This window comes from Micromonospora sp. NPDC048986 (assembly GCF_040649335.1).
In the GTDB taxonomy this organism is placed as follows: Bacteria; Actinomycetota; Actinomycetes; order Mycobacteriales; family Micromonosporaceae; genus Micromonospora; species Micromonospora alfalfae.
This window is the reverse complement of sequence record NZ_JBEZFJ010000017.1, coordinates 16,335-30,350: the sequence shown is the minus strand read 5'-3', so window position 1 is coordinate 30,350 and position 14,016 is coordinate 16,335. Positions and strand designations below refer to the sequence as shown.

Annotated in this window: 12 protein-coding genes; 6 read left to right on the top strand and 6 right to left on the bottom strand. The window is 72.7% G+C overall.

Annotated features, from left to right (window positions below; genetic code table 11):
- Positions 1–23: 23 nt before the first annotated feature.
- A complete protein-coding gene (locus AB0B94_RS28475; RefSeq protein ID WP_357287265.1) occupies positions 24–650 on the bottom strand; it encodes a GPP34 family phosphoprotein in 627 nt (208 codons plus the stop codon).
- 141 nt (positions 651–791) lie between these two features.
- Between AB0B94_RS28475 and AB0B94_RS28470 the strand changes: the two genes are divergently transcribed.
- Genes AB0B94_RS28470 through hrpB form a run of 3 tightly spaced genes read left to right on the top strand, consistent with a single transcriptional unit; the run spans position 792 to position 4,451 of the window.
- Positions 792–1,658: a helix-turn-helix transcriptional regulator gene (locus AB0B94_RS28470; RefSeq protein WP_357287262.1), complete on the top strand. Its 867-nt coding sequence runs from the start codon at positions 792–794 to the stop codon at positions 1,656–1,658.
- Positions 1,659–1,699: 41 nt separating this feature from the next.
- Complete coding sequence (locus tag AB0B94_RS28465; protein WP_357287259.1) at positions 1,700–1,900, top strand: DUF397 domain-containing protein; 201 nt, start codon at positions 1,700–1,702, stop codon at positions 1,898–1,900.
- Between the two features lie 28 nt (positions 1,901–1,928).
- The gene (gene hrpB / locus AB0B94_RS28460) at positions 1,929–4,451 is read left to right on the top strand and encodes an ATP-dependent helicase HrpB (RefSeq protein ID WP_357287256.1); all 2,523 of its coding nucleotides are present in this window, start codon (positions 1,929–1,931) and stop codon (positions 4,449–4,451) included.
- A gap of 8 nt (positions 4,452–4,459) precedes the next feature.
- Here the strand turns inward: hrpB and AB0B94_RS28455 are convergent, their stop codons facing one another.
- Positions 4,460–5,185, bottom strand: coding sequence for a protein phosphatase 2C domain-containing protein (locus tag AB0B94_RS28455; RefSeq protein ID WP_112583436.1), 726 nt, complete (start codon positions 5,183–5,185; stop codon positions 4,460–4,462).
- A gap of 274 nt (positions 5,186–5,459) precedes the next feature.
- Between AB0B94_RS28455 and AB0B94_RS28450 the strand changes: the two genes are divergently transcribed.
- Entirely contained in the window at positions 5,460–8,069 is a 2,610-nt protein-coding gene (locus AB0B94_RS28450; RefSeq protein WP_357287251.1) for a glycoside hydrolase family 9 protein, read from the top strand.
- A 66-nt stretch (positions 8,070–8,135) separates the two neighbouring features.
- Here AB0B94_RS28450 and AB0B94_RS28445 read toward each other — a convergent pair whose 3' ends face one another.
- Positions 8,136–8,792: an HAD family hydrolase gene (locus AB0B94_RS28445; RefSeq protein ID WP_357287248.1), complete on the bottom strand. Its 657-nt coding sequence runs from the start codon at positions 8,790–8,792 to the stop codon at positions 8,136–8,138.
- A 250-nt stretch (positions 8,793–9,042) separates the two neighbouring features.
- Here AB0B94_RS28445 and AB0B94_RS28440 point away from each other — a divergent pair, with 250 nt between their 5' ends.
- On the top strand, positions 9,043–9,672 hold the full coding sequence (locus AB0B94_RS28440) for a hypothetical protein (protein WP_357287245.1): 630 nt from the start codon (positions 9,043–9,045) through the stop codon (positions 9,670–9,672).
- Positions 9,673–9,879: 207 nt separating this feature from the next.
- Entirely contained in the window at positions 9,880–11,133 is a 1,254-nt protein-coding gene (locus AB0B94_RS28435) for an MFS transporter (protein ID WP_357287242.1), read from the top strand.
- A 3-nt stretch (positions 11,134–11,136) separates the two neighbouring features.
- On the opposite strand, the gene AB0B94_RS28430 is transcribed toward AB0B94_RS28435, so the two are convergent.
- Genes AB0B94_RS28430 through AB0B94_RS28420 form a run of 3 tightly spaced genes read right to left on the bottom strand, consistent with a single transcriptional unit; the run spans position 11,137 to position 13,965 of the window.
- A complete protein-coding gene (locus AB0B94_RS28430) occupies positions 11,137–11,394 on the bottom strand; it encodes a UBP-type zinc finger domain-containing protein (protein WP_357287239.1) in 258 nt (85 codons plus the stop codon).
- Entirely contained in the window at positions 11,391–12,962 is a 1,572-nt protein-coding gene (locus tag AB0B94_RS28425) for a Na+/H+ antiporter (protein WP_357287235.1), read from the bottom strand. Before AB0B94_RS28425 ends, AB0B94_RS28430 begins: the two co-directional genes overlap by 4 nt.
- Before the next feature lie 37 nt (positions 12,963–12,999).
- A complete protein-coding gene (locus AB0B94_RS28420) occupies positions 13,000–13,965 on the bottom strand; it encodes a TIGR03885 family FMN-dependent LLM class oxidoreductase (protein WP_357287232.1) in 966 nt (321 codons plus the stop codon).
- Between the last annotated feature and the right edge of the window lie 51 nt (positions 13,966–14,016).

Sequence of the window (14,016 nt, the reverse complement as noted above, 5' to 3'; positions counted from 1 at the left end):
GGGTTGGGGGTTACCGGAGGGGATCAGGGGATGCCGCGCAGAACGGCGGCGCCGACGGCGGCCTCGGTGTGCCCGACGAGTTCCTTGAGTGGCGCCGGCAGCGCGGGGATGAGGACGTTCAACCTGTGGTGCGCGCGGGGGCCGGCGCTCCACAGCACCTCGCGGGTCAGCCCCGCGGCCACTACCAGGCCGAGCAGCAGGGCGTCCGGCACCCCCGGCGGGTCCGGCCGGTCCAGCAGGGCCCGTAGCCGGGTGGCCGGCCAGGCCACCGCGTTGAGGTCGATCGGCAGGTAACTGACCGTGGTACGCAGCAGCCGGCGACTCTCCTGGCGGCGCAGCACCCCGGCGCGGGCCAACCGCTCCCCCACCGAGGTCGTGGCGCTCTGCGCCAGGAAGCTCAGCCAGGTGCGCAGCTCCCGGTGCTGGGACTCGCCGACCAACTGGTCCAGCACTGTGTGCGCCAGGGCATCGGCCGGGGGACGCCGGTCGATGACGGTGATCTGCCCGGCCGTGACGGTGATGTGTCCGTAGAGGAGCAGCTCGCCGAGGAGCCCACCGGCCAACCCGAGCCCGGTCGCCGCCGGGTGCAGTTTGGCCTTGCCACGACTGTCGTTGTGTGCGATCAGGAAGAACTCGTCGGCGATGAGCAACGGTCCTCCCGCACAGGTGTGTCCACAGTGATCGCGACCGGGAAAGGATGCACCGACAGCTACTGCAACGCAACTCCCAGATTCGAAAGTTGCACTCCGTGCATCTGCGACCTGCGGATCTTGTCGTGGCAGACTCGGACGGTGACCGCCACTCCCGCCATCCGACCCGCCGCCAGCCCGACCGTACGGCGACGCCGCATCGCCCGGGAACTCCGCCAACTTCGGGAACGCGCGGGCATGACCCTCGATGTGGCGGCCCGTCAGCTCGACATGTCGAAGAGCAACCTCTCCCGGATCGAGACCGCGCAGATCGGCATCAAACCGCGCGACGTCCGGGCCGCTCTCGCGCTGTACCAGGTGACCGGTTCGGATGCCGAGGCGCTCATCGAGATCGCCAGGGGGGCACAGCAGCGCGGCTGGTGGCAGAACTACAGCGACGTGCTCCCCGAGTGGTTCGAGTTCTACGTCGGGCTGGAGGCGGAGGCGGCGGCGCTGCGCACGTACGAGGCCGAGTCGGTGCCCGGACTGCTGCAGACCGAGGCGTACGCCCGGGAGATCTTCCGGCGCACCGCCGGCGAGGACGGTCTGGAGCGCAAGGTCGCCGCCCGGCTGCGCCGGCAGGAGGTGCTGCGCCGCGAGGACCCTGTCGACCTGTCGGTGATCCTCAACGAGGCGGTGCTCCTGCGCCCGGTCGGCGGGGCCGCGGTGATGGCCGAACAACTCGTCCACATGAGCCGGATCGCTAAACTACCCAACGTGACAATCCAGGTACTTCCCTTCACCGCTGGCGGCCATCCCGCGATGAGCACCCCGTACGTGATCCTCAACTTCGCCGATGCCGCCGACGCGTCAGTGGTTTACCTGGATAACCTCACGATGGGGCTGGCTCTGGAGGAAGGCGATCATGTGCTCGGGTATAGCCTTCTGCACGAGGAGCTGTGCCGGATGGCGCTCGATCCGACGGCGTCGTTGACCCGTCTTGAGCATGCTTCTCGTAACTTTGCGTGACCGCCTCTGCGGCACGCCGACGCAGACGAGAGGTACCGCGGATGACGGCGTACGACCTGACCCGAGCGGACTGGCGCACCAGCACGCGCAGCAGCGGCAACGGCAACTGCGTGGAGGTCGCGACAGTCGACGGTCAGGTCGCCGTCCGGGACAGCAAGGACCGCTGCGGCCCGGTGCTCGCCTTCGGCGCGACGGCCTGGCGGGCCTTCGTGCTCGGCGTCGGCGAGGTCCGTCGCTCCTGACGCACCCGTCCCGGTGCGAGACTGGGCCGTGCTCTCCGACGTAACAGTTGACCTGCCGGTCCGTCCGGTGCTGCCGGCGCTGGTCGCGGCACTCGACGCGGCCGGCGCCGGTGTGCTGGTGGCCCCGCCGGGCACCGGCAAGACCACCCTCGCGCCGCTGGCGGTGGCCGACCGGGTGACCGGTCGGGTGGTGATCGCCCAACCCCGCCGGGTGGCGGCCCGTGCGGCTGCCCGGCGCATGGCCGAGCTGCTCGGTGAGCGGGTCGGTGAACGGGTCGGCTACGCGGTACGCGGCGAGCGCCGGGTCGGCCCGGCCACCCGGATCGAGGTGGTCACCACCGGCCTGCTGGTCCGCCGGCTGCACCACGACCCGGAGCTTCCCGGCACGGGTGCGGTGCTGCTCGACGAGTGCCACGAACGCCAACTCGACGCCGACCTCGCGCTGGCCTTCACAGTGGAGGCGCGGGCCACCCTCCGGCCGGACCTGTGGCTGCTGGCGATGTCGGCGACCCCGGACACCGACCGGTTCGCCGCGCTACTGGGCGGGCCGGACCCGGCCCCGGTGGTACGGGCCGACTCGGCGTTGCACCCGGTGCAGCGGATCTGGGTGCCCCCGGCGCGCCCGATCGCCCCGCCCGGGGCCGGACCGGTGGACCGGGCAGTGCTCGACCACGTGGCCGCCACCGTCCGGCGTGCGCTGCGTGAGCACGACGGCGACGTGCTCGTCTTCCTGCCGGGGGCCGGCGAGATCGCGGCGGTCACCGGCCGGCTGGCCGACCTGCGGGACGCGGTCGCGCTGCTGCCGCTGCACGGCCGTCAACGCGGCGCCGAGCAGGACGCCGCGCTGCGTCGCGCGGACCGGCGGCGGGTGGTGCTGGCCACCGCGCTGGCCGAGACCAGTCTGACCGTCCCGGGTGTGCGGATCGTGGTGGACGCCGGGCTGTCCCGGGTGCCCCGGATCGACCTGGCCCGTGGGCTGGGCGCGCTGGTCACCGTGCCGGTCTCCCGCGCCGCCGCCACCCAGCGGGCCGGCCGGGCCGGCCGGGAGGCCCCCGGGTACGTCTACCGCTGCTGGTCGGCGGCCACCCATGAGCGGTTGCCCGCCCGTGCCGAGCCGGAGATCGCCACCGCCGACCTGACCGGCTTCGCGTTGGAGCTGGCCGCCTGGGGCCGACCGGACGGCGTCGGGCTCGCGTTGCCCGACGCTCCGCCGGCCGCCGCGATGGCAGTGGCCCGGGACACCCTGCAGACCCTGGGCGCCGTCGACGCCGACGGTCGGATCACGGCGCGGGGGCGGTCGATCGCCGCCGCCGGGGCGCACCCACGGCTGGCTCGGGCGCTGCTCGACGGCGCCGGCCGGGTCGGCGCCGACCGGGCCGCCGAGGTGGTCGCCCTGCTCGCCGAGGAGAGCGCGGCCGGCCCCGGTGACGATCTGGTCGCCGGTTGGCGTCGGCTGCGCACCGGCGTGGACGCGGGCGCGACCGCCCGCTGGCGCACCGAGGTACGCCGGCTGCGGGCCGCGCTGCCTGCCGGCGCCCCGTGGAAGGGCCGCGCCGGCTCGGGTGGGCTGAGCGACGATCTCGCCGCCGGCCTGCTCGTCGGTCTGGCGTACCCGGAACGGTTGGCCCGGGTGCGGCGGCCGGGCGGTTCGGCGTACCTGATGACCGGCGGGACCGCCGCGGAGCTGGCGGCCGGCTCGGGGCTGGCCGGGTCCGACTGGCTGGCGGTGGCTGTCGCGGACCGCACCCCCGGCGCGCCGTCGGCCCGCATCCGCCGGGCCTGTCCGGTGGACGAGGCGACGGCCCGGGAGGCGGCCGGTCCGTTGCTGCGCGCCGGCCGCGAGGTCGGCTGGTCCGACGGGGACGTGGTGGCCCGGGAGGTGACCCGGCTGGGCGCGATCGAGCTGGTCCAGCGGCGGCTGGACCGGCCGGACCGGGCGGAGGTGGCCGCCGCGCTGCTGACCGGACTACGCCAGGACGGGCTGGGCCTGTTGCAGTGGACGCCAGCGGCTCGGGCGCTGCGCGAGCGGCTCGCGTTCCTGCGGCACCACCTGGGCGAGCCGTGGCCGGAGGTCGGCGACGACTCGTTGCTGGACACCGCGCCGACGTGGCTGGGCCCGGAGCTGGCCGCGGCGCGACGCCGGGCCGACCTGGCGCGAGTGGACGTGTCGTCGGCGCTGCGTCGGCTGCTGCCCTGGGCGCAGGCCGCCCGCCTCGACGAGCTGGCCCCGGAGCGGATCGAGGTGCCGAGTGGCTCTCGGATCCGGCTGGACTACGGCGATCCGGCCGCGCCGGTGCTCGCCGTGAAGCTTCAGGAGACGTTCGGCTGGCCAGCGGCCCCCCGCATCGCCGAGGGTCGGGTGCCGGTGCTGCTGCACCTGCTCTCCCCCGCCGGCCGGCCGGTGGCGGTCACCGCCGACCTGGCGTCGTTCTGGCGTACCGGCTATCCGCAGGTCCGCTCCGAGCTGCGCGGGCGCTATCCCCGGCACCCGTGGCCGGAGGATCCGGGAACGGCGACACCCACCCGGCACGCCACGCCACGTCGGCGCTGAGCGCCGGCCTACTCCTCGACGACGTCGGCCACCACTACCGTGACGTTGTCCGGTGCGCCGGCGTGCAGGGCCAGGTCGATCAGCTTGGCGGCGCAGGCGTCCCGGTCCGGATAGCCGCTGAGCACCTCGGTGAGGGTGTCCGGGCGAACCACGTTGGAGAGGCCGTCGCTGCACAGCAGCCACCGGTCGCCGGCCCGGGGCACCATTGTGGCGTACGACGGGGAGACCTCGTCACCCTGCAACGCCTGGGTGACCACGGCCCGGCGCGGGTGGCTGCTGGCCTGGTCCGCGGTGATCACGCCCTGATCCACCAGCATCTGGACGAACGTGTCGTCCCGGGTGACCTGCTTGAGCACCCCCTCGCGGAACAGGTAGGCCCGGGAGTCGCCGACGTGCGCGAGCGCGAGGCAGCTGCCGGTACGGGCGAAGAGCAGGGCGGTCAGCGTGGTGCCCATGCCCTGGCGCTCGGGATCCTCGGCGACCGCCTGTCGGATCCGGGAGGTGGCCAGCGCGATGCCGCCTTCGAGCGCGGCCACCAGGGCGTCCTCGGGTGTCTCCACGTCCAGCGGGGCGACCGCGTCGATGGTGAGGGCGCTGGCCAGGTCGCCGGCGGCCATTCCGCCCATGCCGTCGGCGACGGCGACGAGCCAGGTGCCGGCGTGCAGGGCGTCCTGGTTTCCGCTGCGGATCAGCCCACGGTCGCTCGTTCCCACGGAACGCAGCTTCAGGGTCATGGGAGGCAGCCTGCCAGGCGAAGGGCGCAGTTGTCTCTAGGAGATCAGGACGACGGCGCGTGGCGCGGCCAATCTCACGTCCGGGTGGCGGCGCGTCGGAGGGTGCCGCCCGGACTGAGTGCCCTCGTCGGATGCTGAAACCCATCCAACCAGATCAATTGACATGGCGTACCGGCACTGGAAACATCGAGCCGATACCTGGGAGCGCTCCCAGGTTCCTTCCCAGCACAGTGCCACCACCAACGTCCCACTTTCCGTCCCGGAAGGACTCCCCGTGACGCCATCCCGACGCCGCCTCCTGTTGGCTGCGGCGACCACTCTGGCCCTCACCGGCGCGGGCGCCAGCGCGGCCCACGCCGAACCACCACCGGACGCCCCCGAGCAGATCGACAACGGCGACTTCAGCGCCGGGGTGAGCCCCTGGTTCTCCTTCGGCACCGGCGCGCTGGCGGTCACCGACGGCCAGCTCTGCACCACAGTCGCGGGCGGGCTGGCGAACCCGTGGGACGCCGGCATCGGCCAGGACGGCGTGCCGCTGATCGCCGGGGCCGAATACACTCTCGGCTTCGCTGTCTCCGCCACCCCCGGCGCCGCGGTCAAGGCCGTGTTGCAGCTCGGCAGCGCCCCGTACACCACGTACGCGGCAGTGGACGCCACCGCGACCGGCACCCTCCAGCGGGTCGAGCAGACCTTCACCGTCCCGGACGACAACCCCAACGCCCAACTGATCTTCCAGGTCGGCGGTGCCGCCCAGGCGCAGACCATCTGCCTGGACGACGTCTCGCTGCGCGGCGGTGAGCCGCCCGAGCCGTACGTGCCGGACACCGGGCCACGGGTGCGCGTCAACCAGGTCGGCTACCTTCCCGGCGGCCCGAAGAACGCCACTGTCGTCACCGAGGCCACCACGGCGCTGCCCTGGCAGCTGCGCAGCGCCGCCGGCGCCGTCGTGGCCAGTGGCACCACCACCGCTCGCGGTGTCGACGCCGCCTCCGGGCAGAACGTGCAGACAGTCGACTTCTCCAGCTACCGCACCCCCGGCGCCGGGCTCACGCTCACCGTCGACGGTGAGACCAGCCACCCGTTCGACATCTCCGGCGCCCTCTACGACCAACTGCGCTCCGACTCGTTGCAGTTCTTCTACGCCCAGCGCAGCGGCATCGCCATCGACGGTGACCTGATCGGCGACGAGTACGCCCGCCCCGCCGGCCACCTCGGCGTCGCACCCAACCAGGGCGACACCAACGTGCCCTGCCAGCCGGGTGTCTGCGACTACTCCCTGGACGTGCGCGGCGGCTGGTACGACGCCGGCGACCACGGCAAGTACGTGGTCAACGGCGGCATCGCCACCTACCAGCTGCTCAACACCTTCGAGCGGACCAAGACGGCGGCCACCGCCAACGGCGGCGCGGAACTCGCCGACAGCACGCTGCGGGTGCCCGAGCGCAACAACGGGGTGCCGGACATCCTGGACGAGGCCCGCTGGGAGCTGGAGTTCCTGCTGCGCATGCAGGTGCCCGCCGGCAAGCCGCTCGCCGGCATGGTCCACCACAAGATCCACGATCAGAACTGGACCGGGCTGCCGCTGTCCCCGCAGGACGACCCGCAGCCGCGCGAGCTGCACCCGCCGTCGACTGCGGCCACCCTCAACATGGCCGCCACCGCCGCCCAGTGCGCCCGGCTCTTCGCCCCTTACGACGCGGCGTTCGCGACCCGCTGCGGCACTGCCGCGAAGACCGCCTACGCCGCGGCCAAGGCCCACCCGGCGGTGTACGCCAGCCCGACCGACGGCACCGGCGGCGGCGCGTACGACGACAGCAACGTCACCGACGAGTTCTACTGGGCGGCCGCCGAGCTGTACCTGACCACCGGGGCGCAGAACTACCTGGCCGACCTGACCGCCTCGCCGCACCACACCGGGAACGTGTTCGACGCCCGGGGCTTCGGCTGGCAGAGCGTCGCCGCGCTGGGCCGCCTCGACCTGGCCACCGTGCCGAACGGGCTACCCGCCGCCGACCTGGCCCGGGTTCGCGCCTCGGTCACCGCCGCCGCCGACACGTACCTCGCCGAGCTGCGCCGGCAGGCGTACGGGCTGCCGATGCCCGGTGACGCCAACAGCTACTTCTGGGGCGGCAACAGCAACGTCATCAACAACGCCGTGGTGCTGGCCACCGCGTTCGACCTGACCCGCAACCCCGCCTACCGCGACGGGGCCGTGCAGGCCATGGACTACATCCTCGGCCGCAACGCCCTGAACATCTCCTACGTCACCGGGTGGGGCGAGCACGCCGCGCAGAATCAGCACAGCCGGATCTTCGGCCACCAGCTCGACCCGAACCTGCCCCGACCGCCCGCCGGATCCCTCGCCGGTGGCCCGAACGCCGCCCTTCAGGACCCGTTCGTGGCGCAACTGCTGGCCGGCTGCGAGCCGATGTTCTGCTACGTCGACGACATCAACTCGTACTCGACCAACGAGGTGGCGATCAACTGGAACTCGGCGCTGACCTGGATCGCCTCGTTCCTGGCCGACCAGGGTGACGCCGGCGCGGTGCCGGCCACCACCTGCACGGCTCGCTACACCAACTACGGCGCCTGGCAGGGCGGCACCGGGTTCACCGGGCAGCTGACCATCCAGAACACGGGCGCCACCGCCGTCAACGGCTGGAGCGTGCGGTTCGCGTTCACCGGTGACCAGCGGGTGCGCGAGGCGTGGCTGGCGAAGGTCACCCAGTCCGGCGCGACGGTGACCGCGCGCAACGAGTCGCACAACGCCAAGATCGCCCCAGGCGGCTCAGTGATGTTCGGCTTCAACGCGACTACAGGCGGCGGCGCGAACCCGGGCCCCGGCCTGGTCACCGTCAACGGCGCGGCCTGCTCGCTGACCTGAGCCCCGTCCTGGTGGCCGCCAGGGGAAGGCGGCCACCAGGACCGGCACGAGCACGCGGTCGGCGGGTCAACCGCCGGCCGCGTTGTGCTTCGCCACCAGGCTCGGGAGTTCGTCCAGCGAGTCGATCCGGAACAGGCACCGCTCGGCCACCGTGGAGGCATCGAGGATGTGCCCCCATGGACCGCGTCGGATCAGGCAGGTCTTCATGCCCGCCTCCAGGGCCGGGCGCACGTCGTTGTCGGGCCGGTCGCCGACGTACAGGATCGACGACGCGACACCACCGCAGACGGCGACGACCCGCTCGAAGAACGCCGGTGACGGCTTCGCCACACCCCACCCGTGCGACGTGCCGATCACGTCCACCGGAAGGTCGAGATCGCGCAGGGTCGCCTCGGCGTGCGCCGGCTGGTTACCGGCCAGGCCCACGAACAGGCCCTGGTCCTTCAGGGACGCCAGGCATCCCCGCGCGTCCGGGTAGAGATCCTCCTCGGCGAACGACTCCGGCTGGCCGGCAGCCGCCCGACGCTCCAGCTCGACGGTGAGATCGAAGTCGGGCCGAAAGACCCGGAACGTCTCCTGATAGTCCAGACCCCGGGCGATCACCGCACCGAAGACCGCCGAGAAGGTGTGCCGGGGCACGCCCAGCCAGTCGGCCCAGGCGGCGAACTCGTGGGACTCATCGAGAATGGTCCCACCAACATCGAAGATGACCGTGTCAATCATGTCCGTCCCCCGTTGACGATCGCACTGTCGGTGGAGCATAGACGGGGGTACGCGCGGCCGGCGAGCTTGCATGATCAGTTGATGGTGGCTGGCGGGAACACCGGCGGCGGTGTTGTCGCCGCGCAGGACAGTTCGAGGGCGCGCGGGCGGGATGCCCGCGGTCGGCGCTGTCGAGCTGATGACGTGAACGAATCGCCGGCACGCGGCATAACCGATGGATCGGACGCGCCGACTGAGCCATGGTGACGCAATGGATGGCGGCGATCTGGTCGGTCACAGTCTGGCTGGCGGTGGGTCGGCAGGCGGGGACCTGACCGGCGCGGAGCGTCGAGTGTGGGCGGCGATGCCAGCGGGGTCCCGCAGCGCACTGTCCGGGCTTTCCGGCGCAGACCTACGCAGTCTGCTGTTGAGCGTGGCCCGCGACCGGGCGGCGACCACGCGACCGTCCGCTGTGGTACGACGGTGGCACGAGGACCGCTTCGTCCGCCCGGCTCGCGCCGATCCGCGTGTGCTCGCACAGGTGGAGGCCAGGATGTGGCAGCTACTGCCCGCCGACGTCGCCGGGGTGGAGCTGTCGCCGGTCGTACCGGTCGGCACCTGCTCGGCGGTCGCGCCGGTCAGCCAGAACAGGATCGTCACCACGATGCGCGCCAGCGAGGTGCTGAGCGATCCCACCAACGCCCTCGCCATCGAGGCGGCCGTACGTCGCCGCCGACAGAGCGAGGTGCACCTGGCCGCTGCCCACCGGGTGCTACGGGCGCAGGACTTCGGCGACGGCGGCCTCACCGACTGGACCGCTCGGCCGCGCGGTGACGCGAAGGAACACTGCCTCGTCTCCTGCCTCGCCACCGAACGTCTGGTCGACGGCATCAGCCGCTGAGCCCGGCTCAGTGAACCTGGAGAGCCAGCAGCCGCAGGCCGGCGTGCGCGGCGACCGCGAAGACCGCCTCTGTCCATCCTTGCGAGTGGCCACGCAATCGTCACCGCTGAAAGCAACCGACCGTGGCCGGGGATCCGGAGGCGGGCTGTGACGGATGCCGCACCCGGCGGGGCGTCGGCGAGCATCCGCCGACCCTACGGTCGAGGTGTGGGCACCACGGCGGGGGTCGGCGGACGCTGGCTGTCGCTGTCGCCGCTCCCGCCGCCCGGTCGGCTGCGCACTCTGTCGCTGGCCACCCTCGCCAACACGGTCGGCACCGGGCTGTGGGTGACGGGTGCGGCGCTCTTCCTCACCCGCGTCGTGGGGCTGAACCCGACCGAGGTGGGGCTCGGGCTCACTCTCGCCGGCCTGGTCGGGCTCACTGCCAGCGTCCCGCTCGGCGGGCTCGCCGACCGACGTGACCCCCGCAGCCTCCGGGCCGTCCTGCAACTGGCACAGGCCGCCGTCGCCGCCGCGTACCTGCTGATCGACTCCTTCCCGGTCTTTGTGCTGGTGGCCACACTGGACGCTCTGCTGATCTCCGGCAACCTTGCCGTCCGCGCGGCGCTGGTCGCCGCGGTGGGCGGCCCGCAGGGCCGGGTGCACGCCTTCGCCACCCTGCGCGCGGTGGCCAACCTGGGCGTGGCGCTCGGTGCGGGGCTGGCCGCGTTCGCGCTGCTGGCGGGCACGGGGTGGGCGTACCGACTGCTGGTGCTCGGCAACGTCGCCACCTATCTGGTCTCGGCGGCGCTGATCATGCGACTCCCGGCGTACCCGCCGGCCCGGCGGCCAGTGCGGCAGAGAGCCGGCCGGGCGCTGCGCGACGGGCCCTTCCTCGCGGTCGCCGGAGCCTCGGCGGTGCTCTCCGTGCACCACGTGGCGTTGACGCTGGTGCTGCCGCTGTGGGTGGTGGCGCACACCGATGCGCCTCTGGTGACGACCTCCGCCCTCCTGCTGGTCAACACGCTGCTCACGGTGCTGCTCGCCGTACGGCTCAGTGGGAGCGCCCGGCACGCGGTGCCGGCGGCGGCGACGATGCGCCGGGCCGGGCTGGCGCTCGCGGCCGGGATGCTGCTCTGGGCCGCGACCGCCGTCGTGCCCACCACTGTGGCGGTCGGCCTGCTGCTGGGCGCGACGGTGATCTACACCGTGGGCGACCTGTGGCACGCCGGGGCCGGAGCGGCGCTGGCCTACGACCTCGCCACCCCGGACGCCCTCGGCGCCTACCAGGGGGTCGACGGACTGCTCGCCGGGCTGGTCCGTGCGGCCGGGCCGGCCCTGCTGGCCTGGTTGATCATCGACGGCGGCCCGGTCGGCTGGCTGGTGCTGGCGGGGTTGCTCGCGCTCACCGGCCTCGCCGTGCCGCCACTCACCCGACGCGCACTGGCCCACCGCGTCAACCGGTCAGCGCAGCAGGACTGACCGTCAACCGATCTCCTCGTCGACGAAGCACCAGCGCCAGGCCTCGCCCGGCTGCGCCGAGCGGATCACCGGGTGGCCGGTGGACGCGAAGTGCTTGCTCGCGTGCTGGTTCGGCGACGAGTCGCAGCAGCCGACCTGCCCGCAGCTCAGGCAGGTGCGCAGGTGCACCCAGTAGGTGTCGCCGACGGCGACGCAGTCCGCGCACTCGTCGGGGGTACGCGGCTCGGCGGCACCGGCCTCGGTCAGGTGCTGACAGCTCACTTCTCAACCTCTCGCAGCAACGACTCTTCCAGGTCCAGGTCACGGTAGGCCCGCACCAGCACTTCCTCAGGGATCCGACCGGAGTCTCGGGCCGCCCGGAACACATCCCGCTCGGCGTCGATCATCTCCTGCCGCAGCCGACCGTACGCCTGCGACGGGGTCTCCCGCTCGTCGCCGCCGAGTCGTTCCCACGCCATGTTGGTGCGGTCCTCCACCGCGCGGCGCAGCCGGTCCACCACCGCATCGGGCGCGCCGTCGGCCAACTCGTCGAGGCGGTCCTGGGCGGCCTTGCTGGCCTGCTGCTGCACGGCGGCGGCGGAGAGCGCGTCCTGCACCGGGTCGTCCGGTGGCAGCTTCAACCGGCGGGCGACCAGCGGCAGGGTGGCGCCCTGACCGACAAGGGTGAAAACGATCACGGCGAAGGCCAGCCAGATCAACAACGCCCTGGGGTACGGCTCGTCACCGGCCAGGGTCAGCGGCAGGGCCAGCGCGGCGGCCAGGGTCACCACGCCCCGCATGCCGGCCCACCCGATGATGATCGGGAACTTCGGTGACGGTCGCTCGTCACGGCGGCGGACCCTGGGGACCAACCGGGCCAGGTAGGTGGCCGGGAAGAGCCAGACGAACCGGGTCAGGAAGACGGTGGCGAGCACCGCGAAGGTGATCAGGATGAGCGATCCGATCGGCTCGTCGAGATCGCGCAACACCTCCCGTAGTTGCAACCCGACCAGGAGGAAGACCAGACCCTCCAGCAGGAATCGGACCAGCCGCCAGAACGCGCCGATCTGCAACCGGGACGCCGCCGACAGCAGTTGGGGCAGCTTGTGCCCGAGCACCAGGCCGGTGACGACCACGGCGACCACACCGGAGGCGTGCAGGTGTTCGGCGGTGAACACCACGGCGAACGGGATGATCAGCGACAGCGCGTTGTCCAGCAGCGGGTCGGTGATCCGCCGATGCAGGAAACCGAACACCAGCGCCCCGAGCGCCCCGATCAGGATGCCGCCGCCGGTGGACCGCAGCACCTCGATGGCGATCTTGTCGGCGCCGACGGCCGAGCCGACGGTGGCCATCGTCGCGACCCGCAGCAGCACCAGCGCTGTCGCGTCGTTGACCAGGCTCTCGCCCTCCAGGATGGTGACGACCCGGCGGGGCAGTCCGACCCGACGGGCGACGGCAGTGGCGGCCACGGCGTCCGGTGGGGCCACCACCGCGCCGAGGGCAAGGCAGATGGCGAACGGCAGTTGCGGCAACAGCAGGTGCAGCACCAACCCGACCACGAAGGCGGTGAACAACACCAGGCCCACCGCGAGCAGCAGGATCGGCCGGATGTTGTTCTTGAACGCCGGCACCGAGGTCTCCAGCGCCGCCACGTAGAGCAGCGGCGGCAGGATGCCGACCAGCACCAACTCCGGGTCGAGTTCCACCTGCGGGAAGCCTGGCACGAACGAGAGCGCCAGGCCGAGGACGACCAGCACGATCGGCGCGAGCAGGCCGAGCCGGCGCGCCAACGCGGCACCCAGTGTGGCGATCGCCAGGAAGACGACTACCGGAAACAGGCTTTCCATGGGGTACGAGCCTAGGGGTACGCCCGTTCGGCTTCGATCAGCCGCCCGGGCGCAGCTTCGGCAGCACCTCCGCGCCGAACGCGTCGATGAAGCCGCGCTGCTCCTGCCCGACGTGGTGCAGGGCGATCTGGTCGAAGCCGAGCTCCAGGTACTCCTCCAGCCAGCCGACGTGCCGACCCAGGTCCGCCGACACGTTCACCACCTCGGCGACCCGCTGCGCCGGCACGTCGGCGGAGACCACGTCGAAGTGTTCGACGGTCTCCAGGTCCCAGCAGACCGGCGGGGCGAAGACGTTGCTGCGCCACTGGTCGTACGCGAGCGCCTCGGCCTGAGCCTGCTCCGGCGCCCAGGAGACGTGCACCTGGAGGTGCAGCGGCCCACGTCCGCCCGCGTCCCGGTACGCGTCGATCATCTCGCGCAGGTGCGCCACCGGGGCGTTCACGGTGATCAGCCCGTCCGCCCACTCGGCGCACCAGCGGGCGGTGGCCACGCTGACGGCGGCGCCGACCAGCGCGGGCGGCTGCTCGGGGCGGGTCCACAGCCGGGCCCGATCCACCCGGACCAGGCCGTCGTGGCTGACCTCCTCGCCGGCCAGCAGGGCACGGATCACGTCGACGCACTCGCGCAGCCGGGCGGCGCGCACGTCCTTGCGCGGCCACGGCTCGCCGGTGATGTGCTCGTTGCTGGCTTCGCCGGTGCCCAGGGCCGCCCAGAACCGGCCCGGGTACATCGCGCCGAGGGTGCCGATCGCCTGCGCGATGATCGCCGGGTGGTACCGCTGACCGGGCGCGTTGACCACGCCGAACGGCATGCCGGTGGCCTGCAACGCCGAGCCCAGCCAGGACCAGGCGAAGCCGGACTCGCCCTGCCGGGCGCTCCACGGGGAGAAGTGGTCGGAGCACATGGCGGCGTCGAAGCCGGCCCGCTCGGCGTGGATCACCGCCTCCAACAGGGCGCGTGGACCGATCTGCTCATGCGAGGCGTGGAACCCGAACGACGTCATGGGCACACTTCCTACCCACGACGGCACCGGCTGACGCGTGCCGCGCCCCGA

Coding starts and splice junctions, on each gene's coding strand:
- AB0B94_RS28465 (WP_357287259.1), top strand. CDS start 1,700: ATGACGGCGTACGACCTGACCCGAGCGGACTGGCGCACCAGCACGCGC.
- AB0B94_RS28455 (WP_112583436.1), bottom strand. CDS start 5,185: ATGACCCTGAAGCTGCGTTCCGTGGGAACGAGCGACCGTGGGCTGATC.
- AB0B94_RS28445 (WP_357287248.1), bottom strand. CDS start 8,792: ATGATTGACACGGTCATCTTCGATGTTGGTGGGACCATTCTCGATGAG.
- AB0B94_RS28440 (WP_357287245.1), top strand. CDS start 9,043: ATGGATGGCGGCGATCTGGTCGGTCACAGTCTGGCTGGCGGTGGGTCG.
- AB0B94_RS28425 (WP_357287235.1), bottom strand. CDS start 12,962: ATGGAAAGCCTGTTTCCGGTAGTCGTCTTCCTGGCGATCGCCACACTG.
- AB0B94_RS28420 (WP_357287232.1), bottom strand. CDS start 13,965: ATGACGTCGTTCGGGTTCCACGCCTCGCATGAGCAGATCGGTCCACGC.